The sequence below is a fragment of the Planomonospora sp. ID91781 genome, assembly GCF_015711595.1.
GTDB classification, from domain to species: domain Bacteria; phylum Actinomycetota; class Actinomycetes; order Streptosporangiales; family Streptosporangiaceae; genus Planomonospora; species Planomonospora parontospora.
On the sequence record NZ_JABTEY010000001.1, the window covers coordinates 2,758,866 to 2,784,826 of the forward strand.

General features: G+C 74.2%; 17 protein-coding genes. 11 read left to right on the plus strand and 6 right to left on the minus strand.

Annotation, left to right across the window (positions count from 1 at the left end; all coding sequences use genetic code 11):
- The 4 genes from HS048_RS38830 to HS048_RS12580 are packed head-to-tail and all read left to right on the plus strand — an operon-like array spanning window position 1 to window position 8,961.
- Window positions 1-990, plus strand: coding sequence for an alpha-ketoacid dehydrogenase subunit beta (locus HS048_RS38830; RefSeq protein WP_068897102.1), 990 nt, complete (start codon window positions 1-3; stop codon window positions 988-990).
- Entirely contained in the window at window positions 983-2,314 is a 1,332-nt protein-coding gene (locus HS048_RS12570; RefSeq protein WP_196467039.1) for a 2-oxo acid dehydrogenase subunit E2, read from the plus strand. The genes HS048_RS38830 and HS048_RS12570 overlap by 8 nt, the downstream gene beginning before the upstream one ends.
- Complete coding sequence (locus HS048_RS12575) at window positions 2,311-8,079, plus strand: non-ribosomal peptide synthetase/MFS transporter (RefSeq protein ID WP_196467040.1); 5,769 nt, start codon at window positions 2,311-2,313, stop codon at window positions 8,077-8,079. The genes HS048_RS12570 and HS048_RS12575 overlap by 4 nt, the downstream gene beginning before the upstream one ends.
- Window positions 8,080-8,088: 9 nt before the next feature.
- Entirely contained in the window at window positions 8,089-8,961 is an 873-nt protein-coding gene (locus HS048_RS12580; protein ID WP_196467041.1) for an AraC family transcriptional regulator, read from the plus strand.
- 55 nt (window positions 8,962-9,016) lie between these two features.
- On the opposite strand, the gene HS048_RS12585 is transcribed toward HS048_RS12580, so the two are convergent.
- Together HS048_RS12585 and HS048_RS12590 are read right to left on the minus strand one after the other, a co-directional pair.
- Complete coding sequence (locus HS048_RS12585; protein WP_196467042.1) at window positions 9,017-9,919, minus strand: NAD(P)-dependent oxidoreductase; 903 nt, start codon at window positions 9,917-9,919, stop codon at window positions 9,017-9,019.
- Between the two features lie 151 nt (window positions 9,920-10,070).
- Window positions 10,071-11,405, minus strand: a complete 1,335-nt coding sequence (locus HS048_RS12590; RefSeq protein WP_068896934.1) for a PLP-dependent aminotransferase family protein — start codon at window positions 11,403-11,405, stop codon at window positions 10,071-10,073.
- 92 nt (window positions 11,406-11,497) lie between these two features.
- Here HS048_RS12590 and HS048_RS12595 point away from each other — a divergent pair, with 92 nt between their 5' ends.
- Window positions 11,498-12,274: an enoyl-CoA hydratase-related protein gene (locus HS048_RS12595; protein WP_196467043.1), complete on the plus strand. Its 777-nt coding sequence runs from the start codon at window positions 11,498-11,500 to the stop codon at window positions 12,272-12,274.
- Window positions 12,275-12,327: 53 nt separating this feature from the next.
- Here the strand turns inward: HS048_RS12595 and HS048_RS12600 are convergent, their stop codons facing one another.
- The gene (locus HS048_RS12600; RefSeq protein ID WP_307832445.1) at window positions 12,328-17,187 is read right to left on the minus strand and encodes an ATP-dependent helicase; all 4,860 of its coding nucleotides are present in this window, start codon (window positions 17,185-17,187) and stop codon (window positions 12,328-12,330) included.
- A gap of 132 nt (window positions 17,188-17,319) precedes the next feature.
- Between HS048_RS12600 and HS048_RS12605 the strand changes: the two genes are divergently transcribed.
- The 6 genes from HS048_RS12605 (at window position 17,320) to rny (ending at window position 23,890) form a co-directional block, all read left to right on the plus strand.
- Window positions 17,320-18,657, plus strand: a complete 1,338-nt coding sequence (locus HS048_RS12605; protein WP_196467045.1) for an aspartate aminotransferase family protein — start codon at window positions 17,320-17,322, stop codon at window positions 18,655-18,657.
- A 238-nt stretch (window positions 18,658-18,895) separates the two neighbouring features.
- The gene (locus HS048_RS12610) at window positions 18,896-19,384 is read left to right on the plus strand and encodes a VOC family protein (RefSeq protein ID WP_196467046.1); all 489 of its coding nucleotides are present in this window, start codon (window positions 18,896-18,898) and stop codon (window positions 19,382-19,384) included.
- A 92-nt stretch (window positions 19,385-19,476) separates the two neighbouring features.
- Window positions 19,477-19,671, plus strand: coding sequence for a DUF3046 domain-containing protein (locus HS048_RS12615; protein ID WP_068896930.1), 195 nt, complete (start codon window positions 19,477-19,479; stop codon window positions 19,669-19,671).
- 423 nt (window positions 19,672-20,094) lie between these two features.
- Window positions 20,095-21,192 (plus strand): recombinase RecA, encoded by a 1,098-nt coding sequence (gene recA / locus HS048_RS12620; RefSeq protein WP_068896929.1) that lies wholly within the window; start codon window positions 20,095-20,097, stop codon window positions 21,190-21,192.
- 65 nt (window positions 21,193-21,257) lie between these two features.
- Entirely contained in the window at window positions 21,258-21,992 is a 735-nt protein-coding gene (gene recX, locus HS048_RS12625) for a recombination regulator RecX (RefSeq protein WP_307832446.1), read from the plus strand.
- A gap of 278 nt (window positions 21,993-22,270) precedes the next feature.
- A complete protein-coding gene (gene rny / locus HS048_RS12630) occupies window positions 22,271-23,890 on the plus strand; it encodes a ribonuclease Y (protein ID WP_068896927.1) in 1,620 nt (539 codons plus the stop codon).
- Between the two features lie 68 nt (window positions 23,891-23,958).
- Here rny and HS048_RS12635 read toward each other — a convergent pair whose 3' ends face one another.
- Genes HS048_RS12635 through HS048_RS12645 form a run of 3 tightly spaced genes read right to left on the minus strand, consistent with a single transcriptional unit; the run spans window position 23,959 to window position 25,939 of the window.
- A complete protein-coding gene (locus HS048_RS12635) occupies window positions 23,959-24,666 on the minus strand; it encodes a hypothetical protein (RefSeq protein WP_068896926.1) in 708 nt (235 codons plus the stop codon).
- Window positions 24,663-25,583 carry an ATP-binding cassette domain-containing protein gene (locus HS048_RS12640; protein ID WP_196467047.1) on the minus strand — a complete coding sequence of 307 codons (921 nt, stop codon included), beginning with the start codon at window positions 25,581-25,583 and terminating at the stop codon, window positions 24,663-24,665. Before HS048_RS12640 ends, HS048_RS12635 begins: the two co-directional genes overlap by 4 nt.
- The gene (locus tag HS048_RS12645) at window positions 25,580-25,939 is read right to left on the minus strand and encodes a GntR family transcriptional regulator (RefSeq protein WP_068896924.1); all 360 of its coding nucleotides are present in this window, start codon (window positions 25,937-25,939) and stop codon (window positions 25,580-25,582) included. The genes HS048_RS12640 and HS048_RS12645 overlap by 4 nt, the downstream gene beginning before the upstream one ends.
- Window positions 25,940-25,961: the final 22 nt, after the last annotated feature.

Sequence of the window (25,961 nt, forward strand, 5' to 3'; positions counted from 1 at the left end):
GTGCGCGTAGCCGAGAACCTCAACGCCGCCCTGCACGGGCTGCTCGCCGACGATCCCGCGGCGTACGTGCTGGGCGAGGACGTCCTCGACCCGTACGGCGGCGCCTTCAAGATCACCAAAGGGCTGTCCACCCGCTTCCCCGGCAGGGTGATCACCACCCCGATCAGCGAGGGCGCGCTCACCGGCGTCGCGGCCGGGCTCGCGCTGACCGGCAACACCGCGGTGGCCGAGATCATGTTCGGCGACTTCGCCGCGCTCGCCTTCGACCAGCTGTGCAACTTCGCCGCCAAGTCGGTGTCGATGTACGGCTCGCGCCTGCCGCTGCGGATGGTGGTGCGCTGCCCCACCGGCGGCGGCCGGGGCTACGGCCCCACGCACAGCCAGAGCCTGCAGAAGCACTTCGTCGGCATGCCGGGCCTGGCGCTGTACGAGATGTCGCCCTTCCACGACAACCGCGAGGTGCTCGCGGCCATGGTGGACCGGGGCGAACCGTGCCTGTTCTTCGAGGACAAGATCCTCTACACCCGCCCGACGGGCCTGGCCGACCCGCTGTTCCGGGTGCGCCGCGACGGCGACCTGGCCGTGGTGGACCCGGACGTGCCCGAACTCGCCGCCCGCCCCGACTGCGTGATCGTCGCGCCGGGCGGGACGGCGCACCGGGCGCTGGGGGCGATGCGGTCGCTGCTGCTGGAGGAGGAGGTCTCCTGCCGGCTGCTGGTGCCGTCCCGGCTGTACCCGCTGGACGTCGAGGCGCTGCTGCCGCACCTCGGCGGGGTCGTGCTGGTCGCCGAGGAGGGCACCGCCGGCGGCACCTGGGGGAGCGAGGTGGCCCACCTGGTGCACCAGCGCGTCTGGGACCGGCTGCGGGGACCCGTCCGGCTGGTCTGCTCCCGGGCCTCGGTGATCCCCACCGCCGCCCACCTGGAGCGGGAGGTCCTGCTCAGCGAGTCCGCGATCCACCGCGCCGTACGGGAGGCCCTGCGTGGCTGACGTCCTCGTCCCCAAGCTGAACAACCAGGACACCGAGTACCTGGTCGTGGAGTGGCTCGTCGGCGACGGCGAGCCGGTGCGCGCCGGTGAGGCGGTGGCGGTGCTGGAGACCTCCAAGGCCGCCGACGAGATCGAGGCGGCCGTCTCCGGGCGGCTGGTCCACGTCGCGGCCAAGGACGCCTGGGTCGCCCCGGGCGCCGTGCTGGCCCGCGTCGTCTCCGGGGATCCGGCCGGGACCACTGGATCCCCGTCTGCGCCGTCCGCCGGGACCGCGGAGACCCCCGCCGTGCCGGGGGCGGCCGGTGTCGCGGTCGGGGCGTCCGCGGGCTCTCCGGCCGGGGACGGGCCGCCGGGTACGGCCGCCGCCTCCCTGATCACCGGCCCGGCCCGGGCCGCCATGGAGGAACTGGGCGTCCCCGAGGAACAGGTGCTGGCGCTGGGACTGCCCCTGGTCCGCCGGGCGGACGTCGAACGCCTCGCCGGTACGCGTGCTCCCGGGGACGGGAAGGACACCGGGGACGCCCGTGATCGCGCGGAGGGGAAGGACACCGGGGACGCGCGTGCTACCGGGGACGGGAACGTCCCGGGCCCCGCGCGCCCCGGCGGGGAGGACGACGCGGCCGGGCGGCACGAGCTGTCGAAGGTGCAGCGGGCCGTGGCGCGCGCCGTCACCCTCTCCCACCGGACGGTCCCGGCCGCGTACACCGTGATGCGCTTCGACGTCGGCCGGGCGCTGGAGCGGGCGGGCGCGCTCACCCGCGAGGTGCGCAGGCCGGTCGGGCTGCCCGAGCTGTTCGTGCAGGCGGTGGCCGGGCTGCACGGGAGGTTCCCGCTGCTGTTCGCCTCGGTGGACGACACGGCCGAGAACGCCGCCGGAGGCGCGGCCGGAGGCCCGCCCGGCCCGGCGGGGCCGGTGGTCCGGCTCTCCGCCGCCCCCCGCGTCGGGGTCACCTTCGACCTGGGCGAGGGCCTGTACGTGCCGGTCGTCCGCGAGACCGGCTCCCTGCGGGAGATCGCCGCCACGCTGATGCGCCACCGGCTGGCCGCCGCGTCCGGCGGCTTCCGGGAGCAGGATCTGACCGGGGCGAACATCACGGTCACCCTGCACACCGACGCCGACGTGGTCCTCGCCGTCCCGATCGTCCTGCCCGGCACGTCCGCCGCCCTCGCGGTGACCTCCCCGCGGCCGGAGACCGTCCTGGCCGCCGACGGCTCGGTGACGGTGCGGACCGTCGCCGACATCGGCCTGGCCTATGACCACCGCCTCGTCAACGGCCGGGACGCCGCACTGTTCCTGGCCGCCCTCCGCCGGGAGATCGAATGACCGAGACCACCTCGACCACGCCGGCCGCATCGGCCCCGACGCCGTCCGCCCAGGCCGTACCGGCTCCGTCCGTGCAGGCCGTACCGGCCCCGGCACCGCCTGTGCCCGCCGCGCCGCCTGTCCCGTCCGCGTCGTCCGTGCCGCCGGAACTGTCGGACGCCAAGCGGGCGCTGCTCGCCCGGCGGCTGCGGCGGCGGGAGGAGACCCGCGCCGTCGTCCCGCGCCCGCCCGGCACGGTCCCGCCGCTCTCCCACGCCCAGGAGCGCCTGTGGTTCCTGGAGCAGTACCGGCCGGGCCTGACCGCCTACACCGTCCCCGCCGTGGTGCGGCTGCGCTGCACGCTGGACGAAGCGGCCCTGCGCCGGGCCCTGGCAGCGGTCGCCGCCCGCCACGAGGCGCTGCGGATGCGCTTCCCCACCACCGAGGACGGCGTTCCCGAGCTGGTGATCGACGACCCCGGCCCGGTCCGGCTGGACGTCGCCGAGGTCGCGGACCAGGACGCGGCGCTGGAGCTGTTCGACGCCGAGCTGGCCGTGCCGTTCGATCTGGAGCGCGGCCCGCTGCTCCGCGCGGTCCTGGCCCGGATCGCCCCGGACGACCACGTGCTGCTGGTGGCCGCGCACCACGCGGTCGTCGACGGCTGGTCCTACGACATCGTCCTCCGGGAACTGCTCGCCCTGTACGACGGCGAGGCCCTCCCGCCCCCGCCGGTCGGCTACGGCGACTACGCCGTCTGGCAGCGCGGGCGGGACCTGCGCCGCGAGACCGACCACTGGCGCGAGCGGCTGGCCGGGCTGCCCGCGCTCGACCTGCCGACCGACCGGCCGCGCCCGGCCGAGCAGGGCCACGACGGCGCCTCGCTCGCCGTCCGGATCGACGCCGAGCTCACCCGCCGCCTCGCCGACGTGGGCCGGGAGGCGAACGCGACGCCGTACATGACGCTGCTGGCGGCCTTCCAGGTGCTGCTGGCCCGCCACTCGGGGCAGACGGACTTCGGGGTCGGCTCCCCGGTGGCCGGGCGGAGCCTGCCCGAGCTGGAGGGCGTCGTCGGCATGTTCGTCAACACGCTGGTGCTCCGCGCGGACCTGGACGGCGACCCGCCGTTCACCGCGTTCCTGGGCCGCGTCAGGGAGCGTGCGCTGGACGCGTTCGCCCACGCCGAGCTGCCGTTCGACCGCCTGGTCACCGAGCTGAACGTGGAGCGCGACGTCAGCCGCGCCCCGCTGGCCCAGGTCGCCTTCGCCCTGCAGAACTACGCCGACGGAGTGGACGACCCGCGGCTGTCCTACCTGTCCCCGCCGGTCAGGACCACCCGCCACGACCTGGCGCTGTACCTGTTCGAGACCCCCGAGGGGCTGGCCGGGCACTTCACCTACAGCACCGCGCTGTTCGACGCGGAGACCGTGGAACGGCTGGCCGCCCGGTTCGAGACGCTGCTGCGCTCGATCGTCGCGGCCCCGGACACCCCGGTGGGGGAGCTGTCGCTGCTCTCGGACGCCGAGCGGGACCTCGTGCTGGGCTTCGGGTCGGCCGCGGACCCGGAGCCGGCCGGCCACCGCCTGCTCGGCGACATCGTGGCCGCGCAGGCCGCGCTGACCCCGGACGCGACCGCCGTGGTCTGCGCACCGGCCGCCGGCAGCGCACCGGCCGGCGGCGGCACTCCGGACGGTTCCCCGGGCGGGGCCCCGCCGGGCGGGGACGCCCCCGGCTCCCTCACCTACGCAGAGCTGGACCACCGGTCGAGGGCGATCGCCGCGCTGCTGCGCGGGCGGTACGGCGTCGGCCCCGACGTCCGGGTGGGCGTCCTGCTCGACCGCTCCACCGACCTGGCCGCCGCCGTCCTCGGCGTGCTGGCCGCGGGCGGCGCCTACGTCCCGCTCGACCCCAAGCAGCCGCGCGACCGGCTGGCCCACATGCTCGCCGACTCCGGGGCGGTCGCCGTCCTGACCTCCTCGGCCGGGCGCGGCCTGGTCCCGGACGGCCACCCGGTGGTCTGCCTGGACGCCGAGGAGCTGACGGAGACCGCGTTCGACGCTCCCGGCACCACCCCCGACCACCTGGCCTACGTGATCTACACCTCGGGCACCACCGGGCGGCCCAAGGGCGTCGGGGTGCAGCACCGGCAGGTGCTGAACTACCTGGCCGGGGTCCGGGAGCGCTTCGCCGTCGAGCCCGGGTCGGTCTTCACCCTGCTCCAGTCGCTCTCCTTCGACTTCGGCGTGACGGTCTTCTACCTGTCGCTGCTCACCGGGGGAGAACTGCACCTGCTCGACCCGCAGGCCCCGGTCGAGGAGCTCGCCGGGACGCTGGGCCGTACCGACTACCTGAAGATGACCCCCTCCCACCTCGCCTCCCTGCTCGCCGGAGCCGACCCCCGCGAGCTGCTCCCGCGCAGGCTGCTCATCCTCGGCGGCGAGGCCTCCACCTGGTCGTGGGCCAGGGAGCTGGCCGGGCACACCGAGGTGGCCAACCACTACGGGCCCACCGAGGCCACCGTCGGCGTGGCCACGTACGCCGTCGCCGCCGCTTCCGGGACCGCCTCGGGGACGACCTCAGGGACCGCGCTGACCCTGCCGGTCGGCGGGCCGCTGCCCGGCGTCCGGCTGTACGTGCTGGACGAGCACCTGCGGCCGGTCCCGCCCGGCATGACCGGGGAGATCCACATCGGCGGCGACCGCCTGGCCCGCGGCTACCTCGGGCAGCCGGGCCTGACCGCCGACCGCTTCCTGCCCGACCCGTACGGCGCGCCCGGCGCCCGCATGTACCGCACCGGCGACCTCGGCCGCTGGCTGCCCACGGGGGAGCTGTGCTTCCTGGGCCGCCGCGACCTGCAGGTCAAGGTCCGCGGCTACCGCGTGGAGCTGCCGGAGATCGAATCCGTCCTCACCGGCCTGGAGGGGATCGAGCAGGCCGTCGTGGAGCTGCGCGCAGACCGGCTGGTCGGCTATCTCGTCGGGGAGCGGACCCCCGTCGGGGAGCTGCGCGCCCGGCTCGCCGACCGCCTCCCCGAGTACATGGTCCCGGGGCGCTTCGTCTGGCTGGACGAGCTGCCGCTGAAGTCGCACGGCAAGGTCGACCGGGCCCTGCTCCCCGATCCCGGCGACGAGCGCCCGGACCAGGAGGGCGGATTCACGCCGCCGCAGACCCCGCTGGAGGAGGGCATCGCGCAGGTGTGGGCCGAGGTCCTGGGGCTGACCCGGGTCGGCGCGCTGGACGACTTCTTCGACCTGGGCGGGCACTCGCTGCTCGCCGCCCAGGTGGTCGCCCGCCTGCGCCGGGTCCTGCCCGACGGCGGACGCCGCATCGGCATCCTCGACCTGTTCAAGCACCGGACCGTCCGCGGGCTGGCCGGGCTCGCCGAGACCGCCGCCGGCGGGCCGCGGGCCCTCCTGCACCGCCTCACCCCGGCCAGGAACGCCACCACGACGCTGGTCTGCGTGCCGTACAACGGCGGGAGCGCGGCCGTCTACCAGCCGCTGGCCGACGCGCTGCCGCAGGACTGGGCGCTGCACGCGGCGGCCGTCCCGGGTCAGGAGCTGGGGCTCGCCGAGGAGACCAGGCCGGTCGCCGAGGTGGCCGAGGGCTGCGCGGCGGAGATCCTCGCCGGGATCCGCGGCCCGGTCGTGCTGTACGGCCACTGCGGGCTCGGCGTCATGCTCACCGTGGAGATCGCCCGGCGGCTGGAGGCCGCGGGGCGGTCCGTCGAGGCCGTCTACCTGGGCGGGATCTTCCCCTTCGCCCGGCCCTCCTCCCTGCTGGGCCGGATCGCCGACCTGGCCGACCGGTTCCGCAGCGACCAGGCGTGGGCCAACGCGCTGCGGGCCGCCGGGCTCGACGTCGACGAGCTCAGCCGCGAAGAGCTCAAAATGATCATCGACAACCGGCGGGAGGGCACCCGGGAGACCGAGCGCTACTTCACCCGGCTGCTCGCCGAGGGCGTCGAGCCGCTCCGGGCGCCGATCGTCTCCGTCGTGGGCGAACGCGACCCGGCGACGGAGTTCTACCAGGAGCGCTACCCCGAGTGGCACCTGCTGTCCGGCTCCGCCGCGCTGGTCGTCCTCGACGAGGCGGGGCACTTCTACCTGAAGTACCGCGCCGGGGAGCTGGCCGCCATCGTCACCGCCGTCCACCCGGCGGTCGCCTCCGGCGACACCGCGGCGCTGGGCCGTACCGACCGGTCGACCTGGTGGCTGGAGGGCGTCTCCCTGCGGTCCCCGGTCGTCCCGGAGGAACCGGTCACCTCGGTTTCCCCGGCCGCCTCGGACGGCGTGGGCTCGTCGGATCCGACGGGCCCGTCGGATCCGCCGGGTGCGCCGGTCCGGCCGGGAGGCGAGTCCCGGCCGGACGCGGGCCGGGGCGGAGCCGGGGCTCCCACCGGACCGGCGCCGAGCATGAAGCGGTTCGGCGCGGTGGCCGCCGGGCAGCTCGTGTCGATCATCGGGTCCTCGCTGACCGAGTTCGCGGTCCCGCTGTGGATCTACGTCACCACCGGGTCGCTCGTGGACTTCGCGCTCTTCTCGGTCCTGGCGCTGCTGCCCGGCATGCTGGTCTCCCCGCTCGCGGGCGCGCTCGTCGACCGCCACGACCGGCGGCGCGTCATGCTCGCCGGGGACGTCGGCGCGTTCGGCACGCAGCTCGCCCTCGGTGTGCTGCTGTGGACCGGCAACCTGCAGATATGGCACGTCTACCCGCTGCTGGCGGTGCTCTCCGTCGCGCTCGCCTTCCAGCGGCTGGCCTACAACTCGGCCATCCCGCAACTCGTCCCCAAGCGCTTCCTCGGCCACGCCAACGGCGTGGTCCAGATGGTCACCGGTACGGCGCAGCTCGTCGTCCCGCTGGTCGCGGTCGGGCTGATGGCGGTGATCGGCCTGGAGGGCATCCTCGTCGTGGACGTCGTCTCCTACGTGTTCGCGATCACGGTCCTGCTCCTGGTCCGCTTCCCGAAGACGATGGCGTGGCGGCGCCGCGAGTCGCTGACCGCCGAGATGGTCGAGGGCTGGCGCTTCTCCTGGGGGAACCCGTGGTTCCGCGGGATGCTCCTCTTCTTCGTGGTGCTGAACGTCTTCCTGTCCCCGCTGTTCCTGCTCGTCTCACCGCTCGTGCTGGGCTTCGCCACCCTCGACGACGTGGGGCGCGTCGCGTTCTGCGGCGGGCTGGGCGTGCTGCTCGGCGGCCTGGTGATGACGGTGTGGGGCGGCCCGCGCCGCCTGCGGATGCGCGGCGTCCTGCTGGCCACCCTCGCCCTCGGCGCCTTCTGCCTGCTCACCGGTGTGCGGGAGGACCTGGTGGTCATCGCGGTGGGCGCGTTCGGCATGTCGTTCTGGCTGACCGTGCTCAACGGCGTCTACGCCACGATCGTCCAGGTCAAGGTGCCGCAGCGGTTCCACGGCCGGGTCATGGCGCTCAACCAGCTCGTCGCCTGGTCCACGCTGCCGATCGGCTTCGGCCTGGTCGCGCCGTACGGCACCGCCCTGTTCGAACCGCTGCTGCTGCCCGGCGGCCCGCTGGCCGGCACCGTCGGCGCGGTCATCGGCACCGGGGAGGGCCGCGGCATCGGCCTGATGTACGTCCTGTTCGCGGTCGCGATCGCGGTCACCGCGCTGGTCGCCATGCGGACCCGGACCCTGTCCCGGTTCGACGCCGACATGCCGGACGCGCTCCCGGACGACCTGGTCGGCCTCCAGGCGGTCCGGGGGCGGGTGGAGCCGGCCGGCGCGGTGGAACCCGCGGAGCCCGCCCCGGCGGTGAGCGCTCCGGCGTCGTAGCCTGAGCGGATGGGGCGTTTGCGCGGCGACGGCGGTGAGGCGGGCGGGCACGACGGGCTGCGGCGCCACCTGGCCGGGAGGACGGGCGGTCACCGGCTGAGGTTCGGTTCCGGCGCCGCGGGGATCGAGCGTCTGGAGGCGTCGCTGATCGGCGAGGGGTTCGCGCCGCACCGGCACGACACCTACGCGATCGGGGTGACCCTGGCGGGCGTGCAGACGTTCCGCTACCGGGGCGAGCTGCGGCACTGCCTGCCCGGCGACTGGCACGTCCTGCACCCCGACGAGGTGCACGACGGCATGCCGGGCACGGACGAGGGCTTCGGCTACCGGGTCCTCTACGTCGACCCGTTCCTCGTGCAGCAGGCGCTGGGCGGGCGGCCGCTGCCGTTCGTCGCCGACCCGGTCGTGCGGCGTCGCGACGTGCGCCCGCCGCTGTCGGCGTGCCTGCGGCGCATCGACGAGCCACTCGACGACCTCGAGAGGCTCGACGTGGCGCTGCTGGTCGCGGACCTGCTGGAGAGGCACTCCGCCCCCCGCCCGGGCGGGCGGGCCGGGCTGGCGCTGGAAGAGCTGTCGCGCGTGCGCGAGCTGATCACCGAAGATCCGGTGACCAGGCGTTCCGTCGAGGAGCTCGAGCGGATCTCGGGGCTGGACCGGTGGACGCTCGCCCGCCAGTTCCGCGCCGCGTTCGGCACCACTCCGACCCGCTTCCGCACGATGCGGCAGCTGGACCGGGTGCGCCGGCTGCTGCGCGGCGGCACGCCGCCCCGCGAGGCCGCGCTGGAGGCGGGCTTCGCCGACCAGAGCCACATGACCAGGATGTTCAAGCGGGCGTACGGCATGACGCCGGGGGCGTGGACCGCGGCGCTCACCGGGCCGTGACCCCGGCCCGCGGGCTCCCGCCAGCCGGGACGGGGCGGCGCAGGACGGGCGGCCGTCACCGTGCTCCTTCCGCCGCCGGTCCCTCCGGCCGGGAGGTCCTGGCCTCGATGGCATGGATGACGGCTGCCATGTCCGATCCGCCGTGCCCCAGCGTGAGCGTCTCACCGAACAGGGCCAGGCAGACGTCCAGCAGGGGCGAGGCCGTCCCCGAACCGCGGGCGGCCTCCGCGATCAGCCGGTTGTTCTTCAGCACGTCGGCGATCGCCGCCTGAGGGCTGAAATCGCGTCCGGCGAGCTTGGCGGCCTTCGTCCGGGAGACGGTGCTGGCCATCGGCCCGGAGCCGAGCACGTGCAGGAACACCTCCGGGTCGAGGTCGTGCCGGTCGGCGAAGTGCACGGCTTCGGCGAGGCCGGTCACCATCGTGATCAGGAACAGGTTGACCGCGAGCTTCATCAGCGACGCCGACGGGACGGCGCCGCACACGACCGTCTCGTGGCACATCGGCCGGAGCAGCGGCCGGACCTCCTCGACGGCGTCCGGTTCGCCGGCGAGCATCGCCACCAGCCGCCCGGCCTCGGCGGGTCCGCGCGACCCCGAGACCGGGGCCTCGACGTAGTCCCCTCCGGCGGCGCGGACGTCGGCCTCCAGCGCGGCCGAGTAGCCGGGCGCGGTCGTTCCCATGTGGACGACGACGTGCCCTGCGACCTTCGCCGCGAACCGGGGCGTCCCGCGCTCCAGCACGGCGTCGATCGCAGCCTCGTCCGCCAGCATCAGCACCACCACGCGGGCCCGTTCGAACACCTCGGCAGGGCTCGCCGCCACTTCCGCGCCGGCTGCGCGCAGGACGTCGCACCGGCCGGGGGAGCGGTTCCAGACGACGAGGCGCGTGCCCGCGCGGACCAGATTGAGCGCCATGGGCCGGCCCATGAGCCCGAGACCGAGGAAACCCACGTCCATTCACCCGCACCTCCGCCGCACCCCGCGGCGGGGCGCCGACGGGAACAGTTGTAGCGGAGGGCGGTGGCACCGGTCTTGAACGGTTGTGCAGACATTCCCTTCCGCGACCGCGCCCGCCGGGGGACCGGAACACGCGTCGCCCGCCGGTGCGTCACGGCGGAATCGCCTCGACGGTCCGCCGCAGGCGGTGCAGGGCGGACGCGAGCCCGTCCAGCGGCGGAGTGCCCAGCGCCAGCCGGAGCGCCCGGGGACGGTGAGGGCCGGTGGCGAACGCATCGGAGGTGGACACCAGGATCCCTTCCTCCGCGAGCACGGCCGCGACGTGATCGGGACGCTGGTGGGGCTCCAGGCCGAGCCACACGATGTAGGACGCCGGATGCGCCACGACGTCCATGCCGGCGAGCGCGTCCCGGGCGATGCCCTGCCGGGCGGCGGCGTCCTCGCGGCGCGCCCGCTCCAGCTCCTCGACCGTGCCGTCGGTGATCCAGCCGGTGGCGAGTGCGGTGACGAGGGCGGGCACGCTCCAGGCCGCCGCGCGCAGGCTCCTGGTGACGGCCTGGACGTGCCGGTCGGGGACCACGGCGAAGCCGAACCGGAGCCCGGTCGCCACGTTCTTGGACAGGCCGGCGACGTAGCAGGTGCGTTCGGGGGCCAGGGCCTGGAGCGGCGGGGGCGGTGCGGCCTCGAGGAAGGCGTACGTGCCGTCCTCGATGATCACGCAGTCGGCGGCGCGGGCGACGGCGACGAGGCCGGCGCGCCGCTCCCGGTCGAGCACCCAGCCGAGCGGGTTGTGCACGGTGGGGATCGTGTAGATCGCACGGACCGGCCGGGTACGGCACAGCCGATCGAGGGCGGCGAGGTCGGGGCCGGCCGCGGTCACCGGGACCGGGGCGAGGTCGAGGCCCTGCGCCGCGGCGAGGAGCCTGATGCCGGGGTAGCTGAGCGCGTCGACGGCCAGGACGTCGCCGGGCCGGGTGAGGGCCCGCAGCGTGACGTCGAGCGCCTGCTGGGTGCCGCCCGTCAGCAGGACGTTCGCCGGCGCGACGTCGATCCCGCGGCCGATCAGGTAGGCGGCCACGACCGCGCGGTCGCCGCTGCGCCCGCCCGGTGGGTGCTGGCGCAGCAGCGACTCGACCTCGCCCGACGTGGAGAGGGTCCGCAGGGCCGTACGCAACCGGTCGCCCTGGTCCGGGGCCAGGGGCTGGTTGAACGACAGGTCGGCCACCCGCGGCACCGGCAGGGCACGCGACGGCTCCGGCCCGTCGTAGCCGGACCGGTGCCGGACGAACGTCCCGCGTCCCGGCTCTCCCGTGACCAGCCCCATCGCGGCCAGCTCGGCGTAGACCCGGGTGGCCGTGGCCAGGGCGATCCGGCGCTCGCGGGCGAGGTCGCGGTGTGTCGGGAGCCGGGCGCCCGCCGGGATCGCGCCGGTGCGGATCGCCGCGGCGAGCTCGTCGGCGATGCGCCGGTAGGAAGGTGGCCGCATGCCGGACCTTGTATCTAGGACGATTAATGGATCGTCCTAGATTACGCCTCCTAGGCTCGGTGTGACTCGCCTCACCGAACGGAGCGCCGGGCATGACCGTCCACATCGACCGGAACGACCACCTGATCACGATCACCATCGATCGGGAGCGGAAACTCAACGCGCTCGACTACCCGACGATCGACGCGCTGCTCGCCGCACTCGACCGCATCGACTCCGACGACTCGGCCCGCGCGGTCATCGTGACCGGCGCCGGCCGCAGGGCGTTCAGCGCGGGCGCGGACATCCCGTCCGTCGCGGCGAGCATCGCGGGCGGGACCGAGCGTGCCCTGCGCGAGGTGGTCCGGCGGGGCCACGCGCTGACCCGGCGGATCGAGGAGTTCCCGAAGCCTGTGATCGTCGCCGTCAACGGTCTCGCCTACGGCGGCGGCTGCGAGATCACCGAGGCCGCCCCGCTCGCGATCGCCGCCGAGCACGCGACGTTCGCCAAGCCGGAGATCGCCCTCGGCTTCCCCCCGCCGTTCGGCGGCTCCCAGCGGCTGCCGCGCCACGTCGGCCGCAAGCGCGGCCTCGAGATGATCCTGACCGGGGACCCGATCCCCGCCGCGCGGGCCGCCGACATCGGCCTGGTCAACGCCGTCGTACCGGCCGACGACCTCCTCGACGCCGCACGGGACCTGGCCGCCCGGATCGTACGGCATGCGCCGACGGCCGTGGCGGCCTGCCTGCGCGCGGTCACGCGCGGCGTCAACCTGCCGATCGACGAAGGACTGGCCGTCGAGGCCGGCTGCTTCGCCGGCACCGTGCCCACCGACGGCGTGCGGGACGGCCTGCGCCGGTTCCTCGGCCGCTCGGCCGCCTCCGCCTGAGGCCTGTCCTGCGGAACCTTGCGGATCCTCCTCCACGAGCTACGGGACAGGACTCAGGAACGCAGGCGCAGCCCGCGGGGGGTCGGGTGGAATCCGGCGGCCTCCAGCGCGGCGGCCAGCGGGGAGTCGTTGATCGCGGCTCCGTCGGCGCGCTCCACCGTGAGCCTGCCGAGCGCGCCGTCCCGTACGGCCAGCGCCAGGGCGTCGACGGCGGGCCGGACGCGGTCGCCGTCGGCGAACGACAGCAGGGTCTTGCCGCCGCGCTCGACGTAGAGCACCAGGTGCCCGTCGACCAGCACCACCAGGGCGCCCGCCTTCCGCCCGGGCTTGTGGGACACGTCCCCCGGATGCGCGGGCCACGGCAGCGCCGCGCCGTAGGGGTTGGCCGGGTCGGCGGCGGCGAGCACCACGGCCCGCCGCCCGCCGCCGTCACCGCCGTCGCGGCGGGAGGGGGCGTCCCACGGGACGGGCCCGGGCCCGCGCGGGGCGGAGGCGTCCCACGGACCGGCCGCTCCCCGCCCGCGGTCGGCGGGCGGACCGGGGACGCTCCACGGGTCGGTCGTCCCCGGCGGCGCGGGCGCGTCCCAGGGCGCCGGAGGCGGCGGGGCGGAGGCCGCGCGCATGCGGTCGACGGCCCCGGGCAGGGCGAACTGGGCGCCGCCCAGGCCCTCGACGAAGTAGCCGCGGCGGCACCGGCCGCTCTCCTCGAACGCGCGCAGCACCTGGTAGACCGCGGAGAAACCGCCCGGCAGGCGCTCGGCCGCGACCGCTCCCCGGGTCACCACGCCGTGCCGTTCCAGCAGCACCTCCGCCTGGGCGTGCGCCCGCTGGGTGGCGTCCTCGGCCGGGGCGGGCAGCAGCCACCAGCGCCCGCCCACGGTCGGCGGGCCGCTCCGGGTGGGCAGCACCGCCCGCCGCCTGCGGGTGGCCGCCGGGCGGTGCGCGGGCCGCCCGGTGCCGAGCACCGCCCGCAACGGGGCCAGGGTGTCGCCGGTGACCCGTCCCGCCCACACCAGGTCCCACACCGCCGCCACCAGGGCCCTGTCGTCGGGGACCTCCCCGGACAGGGTGCCGGTCCGGCCCGCCAGCTCGCGGAAGAACAGCGCGCCCCCGCCGGCGAGGACCTCCAGGACCGCCTCGTGCAGCGGGGTCGTGGTGATCTCCAGGGGAGCGGGGAGCAGCAGCGGGGCGGTGTCGGCGAAGTAGAGGGAGACCCAGCCGTCCCCGCCGGGCAGCGAGCCCTGCCCGGCCCAGACCACCTCGCCGGAGGAGGTCAGCCCGTCCAGCAGGGAAGGGTCGTAACCCGGCACCCGGGAGGGCAGGACCAGCGTCTCCAGCGCCGAGGCGGGCACCGCCGCGCCCTGGAGCCGCTCTATGGCGTCCACCAGCGCGTCGACCGGCGGCCTGCCCCGGCGCGCGGTGCCGGTGATCCCGTGCCAGGCGGGGGAGAACGCGGCCAGGACCTCCGGCGGAACCGGCTCGACCTCCTTGCGGAGCCGCGCCAGCGACCTGCGGCGCAGCATGCGCAGCACGCCCGCGTCGCACCACTCCTCGCCCCGGCCGCCGGGCCGGAACTCGCCGCTCACCACGCGGCCGGCGGCCGCCAGGCGGCGCAGCGCGTCGGCGACGACGGCCGGGCCCAGCCCGAACCTGGCCGCGGCGGCGGAGGCGGAGAAGGGCGCGCGCGTGCGGGCGTGCCGGGACAGGAGGTCGCCGAGCGGATCGTCCACCGGCTCCAGGAAGGCGTGCGGCAGGCCCACCGGGAGCGGCGTGCCGAGCGCGTCGCGCAGCCGGGCGGCGTCCTCGACCGCGGCCCACTGCTCCTGCCCGGCCACCCGCACCCGGATCGCCCGCCGGGCCGCCTCCAGGCCGTCCAGCCAGGCCGGGTCGCCCCCGCGCAGGCTCACGTCGGCGGAGAGCAGGGGACCGTGGGAGCGGAGCAGGTCGGCGACGTCCTCGGCGTCGCGGAGCGGCCGGTCCAGCCGGGCCAGCTCGCGCTCGGTGTCGGCGATCACGTCGGGGTCGAGCAGCTCGCGCAGGTCGGCCTGGCCGAGCAGCTCGGCCAGCAGGCTCGTGTCGAGCGCGAGCGCCTGCGCGCGGCGCTCGGCCAGCGGGGCGTCCCCCTCGTACATGAACGCGCCGACGTAGTCGAAGAGCAGGGACGCCGCGAACGGCGACGCCTGGGACGTCTCCACCTCGACCAGGCGCACCCGCCGTGCCGCGACGTCCCGCATGAGGCGGACCAGCCCCGGCACGTCGAACACGTCCTGCAGGCACTCGCGCATGGTCTCCAGCACGACCGGGAACGAGCCGTAGCGGCCGGCCACGCCCAGCAGGTGGGAGGCCCGCTGCCGCTGCTGCCAGAGCGGGGTCCGCCTCCCCGGGCTGCGGCGCGGCAGCAGCAGGGACCGCCCGGCGCACTCGCGGAACCGGGAGGCGAACAGCGCCGAGCCGCCGAGCTCCTCGGTGACGATCCGCTCGATCTCCTCGGGGTCGAAGACCGCGACGTCCGAGGGCGGGTCGGAGAGCGTGTCGGGGATGCGCAGCACGATCCCGTCGTCGGAGTGCACGGCCTGCACGTCGACTCCGTATCGCTCGCGCAGCCGCCGCCCGATCGCCAGCGCCCACGGGGCGTGCACCCGCGCGCCGTACGGCGAGTGCACCACCACGCGCCAGTCGCCCAGCTCGTCGTGGAACCGCTCGACCACGAGGGTGCGGTCGTCCGGCACGTATCCGGTGGCCTCGCGCTGCTCGGCCAGGTAGGACAGCAGGTTGGCCGCGGCGAAGGCGTCCAGGCCGGCCGCCCTGACCCGGGCGGGCGCGGCCTCGGCGTCCGCCGCGGACAGCTCGCGCAGGAAGGCGCCGATCGCCCGGCCCAGCTCGGCCGGGCGGCCCGGGGTGTCGCCGTGCCAGAAGGGCAGCTTGCCGGGCTGCCCGGGGGCGGGGGAGACCAGCACCCGGTCGGCCGTGATGTCCTCGATCCGCCAGGAGGTCGCACCCAGCACGAAGACGTCACCCGCCCGGGACTCGTAGACCATCTCCTCGTCCAGCTCGCCCACCCGGGAGGCCTTCTCCCCGACGAGGAACACGCCGTACAGGCCCCGGTCGGGGATCGTGCCGCCGCTGGTGACGGCCAGCCGCTGGGAGCCGGGCCGCCCCTGCAGGACGCCGGTGACCCGGTCCCAGACGACGCGCGGGCGCAGCTCGGCGAACTCCTCGCTGGGGTAGCGCCCGGCGAGCATGTCGAGCGTCGCCTCCAGCGCGCTGCGGGGCAGCGTCCGGTACGGCGCGGCGCGGCGGACCACCGCCTCCAGCTCGTCGACGGTCCACTCCTCCAGCGCGGTCATCGCGACGATCTGCTGGGCGAGCACGTCGAGCGGGTTGCGCGGGTAGCGCAGCTCCTCGATCTCGCCCCGCTTCATCCGCTCGGCCACCACGGCCGTCTGGACCAGGTCGCCGCGGTATTTGGGGAAGATCACCCCGCGTGAGACCGCGCCCACCTGGTGCCCGGCCCGGCCGATGCGCTGCAGGCCGCTCGCCACGCTCGGCGGCGCCTCCACGCACGCGACCAGGTCGACCGAGCCCATGTCGATGCCGAGTTCCAGGCTGGAGGTCGCCACCACGGCGGGCAGCCGCCCGGACTTGAGCGCCTCCTCGATCTGGGCGCGCTCCTCCTTCGACACCGAGCCGTGGTGGGCCCGCACGATCTCCGGCGGCGCTCCCGCGCCCGCCCCCGCCTGGGCCATCATCTCGGCCGGGGTGGAGACCGGGGCGGGGGAGGTGTCGCTCCCGGCGGCGGACCGCTCGGCGGCCAGCTCGTTGAGACGGGCGCAGAGCCGTTCGGCGAGCCGGCGGGAGTTGGCGAACACGATCGTCGAACGGTGACCGCCGATCAGATCGAGGAGCCGCTCCTCGACGTGCGGCCAGATCGTCCGCCGGGCCGGCGGCCGCTCCGGCCACGCGTCGTCGCCGGCGCCCGGCCGGGGCGCGGTGTCGAGCTCGGTCATGTCCTCGACCGGGACGACGACCTCGACCTCGACGACCTTCTCCGAAGGCGGCTGCACCACGGTCGCGGGGCGGGGCCCGCCGAGGAACGCGGCCACCTCGCTCACCGGGCGCACGGTGGCCGACAGGCCGATGCGCTGCGCGGGGCGCCGGAGCAGGGCGTCGAGCCGCTCCAGGCTGAGGGCCAGGTGCGCGCCGCGTTTGGTGGCCGCCACCGCGTGGACCTCGTCGACGATGACGGTCTCCACACCGCGCAGCGCCTCGCGGGCCTGGCTCGTCAGCAGCAGGAACAGCGACTCCGGGGTGGTGATGAGGATGTCGGAGGGCCTGGCCGCGAACCTGCGGCGCTCCTCGGCGGAGGTGTCGCCGGACCGGATCGCCACCGAGATCTCCGGCACCGGCAGGCCGAGCCGCCGGGCGGTCTGCTCGAGCCCGGCCAGCGGCGCGCGCAGGTTGCGCTCGACGTCCACCGCCAGGGCCTTGAGCGGCGAGACGTAGAGCACCCGGCACCGCGGGGGAGCCCCGTCCTCCGCCGCGCCCTTCGCGCCACCGGCCTTCGCCCGGGAGCGCCGCCGCCCGGCCGTATCAGCCGCCGTCCCCCCGGCTGCGGCGTCCCGAGCGGCGGCCGGGGTCTCCGCGCCGATCGCGGCCCGAGGGCCCGCCGGGGCCTGCGGATCGGCCGGGGCCTGCGCGCGCGGGCCCGCCGTGCGCTCGGCGGCCAGGCGGTCGAGGGACCACAGGAACGCGGCCAGGGTCTTGCCGGACCCGGTCGGCGCGACCACCAGCGTGTTGTCCCCCCGGGCGATCGACTCCCACGCCCCCTGCTGGGCGGCGGTCGGCGCGGCGAAGGCCCCGGCGAACCATTCCCTGGTCACCTGGGTGAAGTGGTCGAGCGCTGATCCGGTCACGTTTCCATACTGCCGGGCGGCACCGACAGAACCGGCGCCGCCCGGCAACCGTACGAGACGGAGAAAAACCCCTGTTGCGGTGTCCATAATGGCTATTGGTTGTTTTAACTGTTTTGTCTCCATACTTCTCGGGTGCACAGCTACGACGAGCGCCTGACGAACCTGGTCTTCGACTACATGAGGGACCGGCTCTCCCTCGATCCCGTCCCCCTCGACCATCCCGGGATCAAGGACAAGCTCGACGCGGCGCTGGACGGGATCATCACCGCCGCGGGCACCGACCCCGAGAAGGTCCTGGACGTCTACGCCACGCAGCTGGCCCCGGCGGTCATCTCCGCCGACAGCCCGCGCTTCCTGTCCTTCATCCCGGCCGCGCCGACCAAGGCCGCGCTCCTGTTCGACATGGTCGTCTCCTGTGCCTCGCTGCAGGGCATCTCCTGGCTGGAGGCCTCCGGCGCGATCGCCGCGGAGAACCAGGTCCTGCGCCTGCTCGCGGACCGGGCCGGGATGCCCGCCGGAGCGGGCGGCTGCTTCGTCTCCGGCGGCTCGGCGGGCAACCTCTCCGCCCTCGTCGTGGCCCGCGACACCGCCCGGCGCACCCGTCCCGGAGGACGCCTGCGCGTCGCCGTCAGCGACCAGGCGCACTCCTCGATCTCCAACACCCTGCGCATCATCGACGTGGACGCCCTCGTCGTCCCCTCCCTCGACCACCGCCTGACCGGCGACGCCCTGCGCGCCGTTCTGGCCGCCGATCCCGACCCGTCGGACGTGATGGCCGTGGTCGCCACCTCCGGCACCACCAACGCCGGGATCATCGACGACCTCGCCGGGGTCGCCGAGGTCGCCCGCGAGCGCGGCCTCTGGTTCCACGTGGACGGCGCGTACGGCGGCGCGGGCCTGTTCGCCCCCTCCGTCCGCCACCGCTACGCCGGGATCGAGCACGCCGACTCCTTCGTCGTGGACCCGCACAAGTGGCTGTTCGCGCCCTTCGACTGCGCGGCGCTGCTCTACCGCGAGCCCCGCCTGGCCCGCGCCGTGCACACCCAGGACGCCTCCTACCTCGACGTCCTGCACACCGGGGGCGACGAGTGGAACCCGACCGACTACGCCTACCACCTGACGCGCCGCGCCCGGGGCCTGCCGCTCTGGTTCTCCCTGGCCGTCAACGGCACGGACGCCTACACCGAGGCCGTCGAGAAGGGCCTGTCCCTGGCCCGCGAGACCGCGCGGCTGGTCGGCGGGACCCCGTACCTGGAGCTGATCCGCGAACCGGAGCTGTCGGCGGTGCTGTTCCGCCGGACCGGGTGGACCGCGCGGGACTACCACGAGTGGTCCGAGCGGCTGCTGGCCGGGCAGATCGGCTTCGTCACCCCGACCGGCTGGGAGGGCGAGACCGTCGCCCGGTTCGCGTTCCTGCACCCGGGAACGTCCATGGAGATCGTGCAGGAGATCGTCGCCACCATGGAGTGACGGAATGACGGCCTGCGGCGCGACGGCCTGCGGCGCGACGGGCGGACGGGCGCGGGGCCGGACGGGCGGCGGCCCGCGCGGTGTGACGGCCGGGATCCGCCGGGACGGGACGGCCCGGAGTGACGGGCGGGAGTGACGGTGGCATGACGGTCCGGAAAGGTTGAGTCACTCCCGGCACGGAGAGATAGCTCAGACACGGCACGCGGGCAACCGGCACACGGAGATGATGGGTCAGGCGATGAGCATCGACTATCCGGCCATCGAGACGGCGCGCGAGCGGATCAGGGCCGAGCACCTGCGGGCGCACCGCCCGCCCAGCAGCGCCCGGGGGCTGCACCACTTCGCCCTGATCTGCTCCGACGTCGAGCGGACGATCGCCTTCTACCAGGACCTGCTGGAGTTCCCCCTCACCGAGATATTCGAGAACCGCGACTACCGGGGTTCCAACCACTTCTTCTTCGACGTCGGCAACGGCAACCTGCTGGCCTTCTTCGACTTCCCCGGCCTGGACCTCGCCCCCTACGCCGAGGTCCTCGGCGGCCTCCACCACATCGCGATCTCGGTCGACCCGTCGACCTGGGAGCGGCTGCGGGGCAGGCTGGAGGCCGCGGGCGTGCCGCACCAGATAGAGAGCGGCGCCTCGATCTACTTCCGCGACCCCGACGGGACGCGCCTGGAGCTGCTCGCCGACCCCCTCGGCGAGATGTACGGCTCCCACGTCATCTGAGGGCGCATCGTCCGAGGGATCCGAGAGCGGATCATCTGAGGGCGGATCCCGTCGCAGCCCGGTCACGTCCCCCGGGGACCCATACTGGAGGGATGCGCCTGTCGGATTTCTGGAACCGGATGAAGCTGCACTTCGGCGATCCCTACGCCGAGTCGTGGGCCCGCGACTACGTCATCGCGGAGCTGGGCGGCCGGACGGTGACCCAGGCGCTGGCCGACGGCATCGCGGCCAAGGAGGTCTGGCACGCGGTCTGCGGAGTGGTGAGCGTCGACTCCCGGCTGCGGTAGGGCGACGGCACGTCCCCGTCCGCACCCGCGGCACGGGATCACCGCCTCCGAGCATGCGGCCGACCGGGCCCCGCCCGGGAGGCTCCGCGGCCAGGGACCCGAGGCGGGCCGGGCGCCGCCGGCTGAACGCATCCGTCAGGCGGAGCACCTTCCGGCCCGGTTCCCCTCCAGGATTCCCCCAGGTCGGCCGGGTCGCAACAGGTCTGACGGGATGCCCGGGAACGTCACCGGGGGGAGCGGACGGCCGCGCGGCGGGGGATCGCGACCCGGTGGCACGGGTGACGCGGTTGATCCTCGATCGAACAGCCGTTCGGCTATATTGGACGGGTCAGCCCTAGTGGCGTGCTCTCCGGAAAATGTCGGTGGCACCCCGTAGCTTTCTGGCAACACCGATCCGACCCACAACCCTCCAGGGGGCTCCCAGTGGCAGCTAACGACCGCGAGAAGGCGCTCGAGACCGCGCTCGCTCAGATCGAGCGGCAGTTCGGCAAGGGCTCCGTCATGCGTCTCGGCGACGAGACCCGCGCACCCATCGAAGTGATCCCGACCGGGTCCATCTCCCTCGACGTCGCCCTCGGCATCGGCGGGCTCCCGCGCGGTCGCATCGTCGAGATCTACGGCCCGGAGTCCTCCGGTAAGACCACCGTCGCGCTGCACGCGGTGGCCAACGCCCAGCGCGCGGGCGGCATCGCCGCGTTCATCGACGCCGAGCACGCCCTCGACCCGGAATACGCCAAGAAGCTGGGCGTCGACACCGACGCGCTGCTCGTCTCCCAGCCCGACACCGGTGAGCAGGCGCTGGAGATCGCCGACATGCTGATCCGTTCGGGCGCCGTCGACCTGCTGGTCATCGACTCGGTCGCGGCCCTGGTGCCGAAGGCCGAGATCGAGGGCGAGATGGGCGACAGCCACGTCGGCCTCCAGGCCCGCCTGATGTCGCAGGCCCTGCGCAAGGTCGCCGGCGCGCTCAACAGCACCGGCACCACCGCGATCTTCATCAACCAGCTCCGCGAGAAGATCGGCGTCATGTTCGGCTCGCCCGAGACCACGACCGGTGGAAAGGCGCTGAAGTTCTACGCCTCGGTCCGTCTCGACATCCGCCGCATCGAGACGCTGAAGGACGGCACCGAGGCGGTCGGCAACCGCACCCGGGTGAAGGTCGTCAAGAACAAGATGGCCCCGCCCTTCCGGGTGGCCGACTTCGACATCCTGTACGGCGTCGGCATCTCCCGTGAGGGCGGCCTGATCGACATGGGCGTCGAGCACGGCTTCGTCCGCAAGTCCGGCGCCTGGTACACCTACGAGGGCGACCAGCTCGGTCAGGGCAAGGAGAACGCCCGCAACTTCCTGCGCAACCACCCCGACACGGCGAACGAGATCGAGAAGAAGATCAAGGAGAAGCTCGGCGTCGGCCCGCGGGTGGACGCCCCCGCCACCCCGCCGCCCGCCGCCCCCGCGGCTCCCGCCGCCTCCGGCCGGGGCTCCAAGGCGGCCGCCGCGGCCAAGCCCGGTGACGCCTGATCCGGGCCGAGGGATGGTCAAGGACCCCGGTCTGAAGACCGGGGCCGCCACACTGGAGGCGATCGGTGACGGGACCTGACCCCGGTCCGGCCGGTGAGACCGGACCGGGGGACTGGGGAGCCTGGCCTGACCGGCCCGAGCCCGGTCCCGCCCGGACGGGCCGGCGCGGCGGCCGGAGGCGGCGCGGCGTGCCGGAGGGCGGCGGGGGGAGCGGGGTCCGGGACGAAGGCGGAGGGTTCCTCCCCGACGGCCCCGCCGAGGGCTCTCCGGCGGGTCAGGGGCCTCCGGCGGATCCGCAGGCGGTGGCGCGGGCGATCTGCCTGCGCCTGCTGACCATGGCGCCGCGCACCCGGGCGCAGCTCGCGGAGGCCCTGCGCAAACGCGAGGTCCCCGAGGACGCGGCCGAGGCCGTGCTGGAGAGGTTCTCCGAGGTCGGCCTCATCGACGACGAGGCGTTCGCGGCGGCGTGGGTGAGCTCGCGCCACACCGGGCGGGGGCTGGCCCGGCGCGCGCTGGCCTCGGAGCTCCGGCACCGCGGGGTGGACGAGGACACCGTCAAGGAGGCGGTCGAGCAGCTCGACCCCGAGCAGGAGGCCGAGACCGCCCGCCGTCTCGTGGCGCGCAAGCTTCGCGCCACCCGGGGGCTGGAGCCCGCCGTCCGGACGCGGCGGCTGGCGGGCATGCTCGCCCGCAAGGGATACGGCCCCGGTCTGGCCTTCCGCGTCATCCGGGAGGTGCTGGAGAGCGAGGAGGCGGATGATCCGGTCGTTCCCGACGATCCGGATCTTCCGTTCGCGTGAGGAGAACACGCGGGCCAGCGGGTCTTTGCTTGCCCGTTACCTCTTCGACGCTTAATCTCGACTCCAGTGAGGAGTTACTCCGCGCAGTGCGGATTGTCATAACGGTGAACTACGGACGTGTGAGCTTGACGGCACGGGCGGGCGAGGTGTCGGCGAGAGGAGCCGGCGCGGTGCCGGTCCTGGGTTGATACCTGTCCTGGTGGCTGTACCGCTGGGCTCTCCGTGCCGTGCGTGTGACCCCTCGTGTGCTTGGCTGAAGCGAGGAGGGCGGGGCGCGCATGGAGCCAGTTGTGGTCGTCATGTTGGCGGGGACGCTTGTGGTTCTTGCCGGGGCGACGATAACCCTGCTGGTCCTGCTGCTCCGCCGTACCGGGGCCGGGTTCGGCAGAGCGGCGGGGCCCTCTCCCGAGCAGCTCGAGGAGGTCCACGCCGAGCTGGAGGAGGTCCGGCGCGAGGCGGAGGAGCTCCGCAGCCGGGCCGAGCGGGAGGCCGGGGAGATTCTCCGCCGCTCCGAGGCGGCGGAGGAGAGCGCCTCCCAGATGCGCAGGGAGGTCGAGGCCGAGACCAAGGTGCTCAAGTTCGAGCTCAAGGAGCTCCGCGCCGACCTGGAGCGCAGGGAGAACCGCCTGGCGGAGCGGGAGCAGCGGCTCGACGAGGAGGCCAGACGCCAGGCCGAGCGGGCCCGCAAGCTCGCCGAGACGGAGACCGAGCTGGCCGACCGCCGGGCGGAGCTCGACAGGGTCGCCGAGGAGCGCAGGGCGGTCCTGGAGCGGGTGGCCGGGCTGACCGGCGCGCAGGCGAAGGCCGAGCTGGTCATGGAGATCGAGAACCAGGCCAAGCGCGAGGCCGCGCTGATCGTCCGGGAGATCGAGAGCGAGGCGCGCCGGGAGGGCGAGAAGCGCGCCACCAAGATCGTCACCCTGGCGGTGCAGCGGGTGGCCACCGAGCAGACCGCCGAGTCCGTGGTGAGCGTGCTGCACCTGCCCGGCGACGAGATGAAGGGCCGCATCATCGGCCGCGAGGGCCGCAACATCCGCGCCTTCGAGTCGACCACCGGCGTCAATCTGATCATCGACGACACGCCCGAGGCGGTGCTGCTGTCCTGCTTCGACCCGGTGCGGCGGGAGACGGCCCGGCTCACGCTGGAGAAGCTCGTGCTGGACGGGCGCATCCACCCCCAGCGCATCGAGGACGCCTACGAGCGCAGCCGGGCGGAGGTGCAGGAGCTGTGCGTGCGCGCGGGCGAGGACGCCCTGGTGGAGCTCGGCATCACCGACATGCACCCCGAGCTGGTCACCCTGCTCGGCCAGCTGCGCTACCGCACCTCCTACGGGCAGAACGTCCTCGGCCATCTCGTCGAGTCCGCCCACATCGCCGGGATCATGGCCGCCGAGCTCAAGCTGGACCAGATGCTGCTCAAGCGCTGCACGGTGCTGCACGACATCGGCAAGGCACTCACCCACGAGGTCGAGGGCAGCCACGCGCTGATCGGCGCGGAGATCGCCCGCCGGTACGGCGAGCACGAGGACGTCGTCCACGCCATCGAGGCGCACCACAACGAGGTCGAGGTCCGCACGGTCGAGGCGGTCCTGACGCAGGCCGCCGACGCGATCAGCGGCGGCCGTCCGGGCGCGCGGCGCGAGTCGCTGGAGGCCTACGTCAAGCGACTGGAGCGGCTGGAGGAGATCGCCCAGTCCTACGAGGGCGTGGAGAAGGTCTTCGCCATGCAGGCGGGCCGGGAGATCCGGGTCATGGTCAAGCCGGACGCGGTGGACGACATCCAGGCGTCGGTCATCGCCCGGGACGTGGCCAAGCAGATCGAGGAGGAGCTGACCTACCCGGGGCAGATCCGCATCACCGTGGTCCGTGAGTCCCGGGCGACCGAGTTCGCCCGCTGACGTCCCGCGCCACCGGGTCCGCCCGTCGGAGAAGCACCGTGGGGGAGGGGCGGTCGGGCCCCTCCCCGCTAGCGGTTGCGCAGCGGCACGTCGCGGATGATCGCCCAGGTCGCCGCGAGGCCGAACACGAAGACGCCCAGGCCCACGCCGAGTGCCAGGCCCGTCGACTGGGGCAGGTCCGCGGAGAGGCCGGAGAGGCGGTCCCCGATGAAGGGCAGCCGCAGCTCCTTGCCGATCGCTCCTTCGACGAGGATCCACAGGCCGATGCCGACCGGGATCAGCAGCAGCCCGCCGCCCTGCCAGCGGTAGAAGCCGGCCGCGATGAAGGCGCCGGCCACGATCCAGGCGACGAACTCGACCAGGTACTCGGCGAAGACGAGCGGCGCCTGGGTCGGCTCGGTGAACAGGTGGACCCGGTCGATCACCTGAGGTCGGCCGGCCAGGCCGTAGAGCAGGGTCTCCAGCAGGTAGCCGACCGTGATCAGGGCGGACAGGAACGGGGCGAACAGGGCGATGGTGACGGCGGCCTGCGCACCGAACTGGCGGCGCGTCTGCCCGTGCGCGAGGTAGAGCGGCAGGTACTCCCTGATCAGGGCCACCCCGACGAACAGGGCGTACCACCGGGGCAGCTGGACGGCGGCCTCCCACGCGCTCCGGTTGAGCGTGCCGAAGACGTCGACGCCGACCGCGATCACGGCGACGACCGCGACGTAGGCGGCGAACAGCAGCAGGGCGAAGTAGGAGTGGGCGGCGAGGAGCCGGGTGGGGAATCTCATCGGGTCTCTCCGGTGCGGAGCTCTGCGGCGGGGGGTGCTTCGGCTCTGGAGGTTCCGGGGCCTCCGGTCAGGTGGATGAACAGGTCCTGCATGTCGATCGGGCCGAGTTCGAGCCCGGCCGCGGCGGCCTCCCCGCGCCGGACGTCGTCGAGGTCGCCGTAGAGCATCGCCGACTTCGTCGGCCCGAGCTGCCTGGCGCCGAGCACGGTCAGCCCGGCGGTGAAGGCGTCGACCTGCGCGGTGGGCCCGGTCACGGCCGTTCCCCTGGAGAGCAGGGCCTGGCTCTCCTCGTGCACGACCAGCCGGCCCCTGTCGATGATCACGACTTCCTCGAAGAGCGAGCTCACCTCCTCGATGAGGTGGGTGGAGAGGACGATCGTGCGGGGGTGGGCGATGTAGTCGGCGAGCAGCGCGTCGTAGAACGCCTGCCGGGAGGGGGCGTCCATGCCCAGGTAGGACTCGTCGAACATGGTCAGCGGCGCCCGGCCGGCCAGGCCGATCACCACGCCCACCGCCGAGCGCTGCCCTTTGGACATCTCCTTGACGTTCTTCTTCGGGTCGATCCCGAACAGGTCCAGCAGCGAGCGGGCGTAATCGCCGTCCCAGTCCGGGCGGAGCCACTCGGCGAAGAAGATCGCGTCTTCGGCGCTGCCGATGTCGACGGTCTCGCCGGTGTCCCGGATCAGGCTGATCCGGCCGGTGACGGACCCGTTCTCGAACACCGGCCGCCCGTCGATCCGCACGTCGCCCGCCGTCTGCCTGCGGAAGCCGGCCAGCACCGAGAGCAGGCTCGTCTTGCCCGAGCCGTTGCGACCGAGCAGCCCGTAGATCTTCCCGGGTTCCAGGCTGAGCGTCAGCCCGTCCAGCGCCGTGACGTCGCCGTAGCGCAGCACCAGGTCCTCGACGTCGATCCTCATCGCTCCTCCAGCTGCTTGATGCGCTCGATCACGTCGCCGAGCGGGATCCCGACGGTCTTGGCCTGGGCGACCATCGGGTCGACCACGTCGGTGAAGAAGTTCTCCCTGCGCTCGGCCCTGAGCGCGTCCCGGGCGTCCGGGCTGACGAACATGCCGATACCTCGTTTCTTGTAGAGGACGCCTTCCTCGACCAGTTGCTGGAACGCCTTGGCCGCCGTGGCCGGGTTGATCCGGTAGAAGGCGGCGTACTGGTTGGTGGACATGACCTGCTCATCGCCCTTGAGCGCCTCGCTCAGCACGTCCGCCTTGATGCGATCGGCTATCTGCCGATAGATCGGGCTCCGGTCATCGAACATGGCACCTGCTTCTATGGTTCGT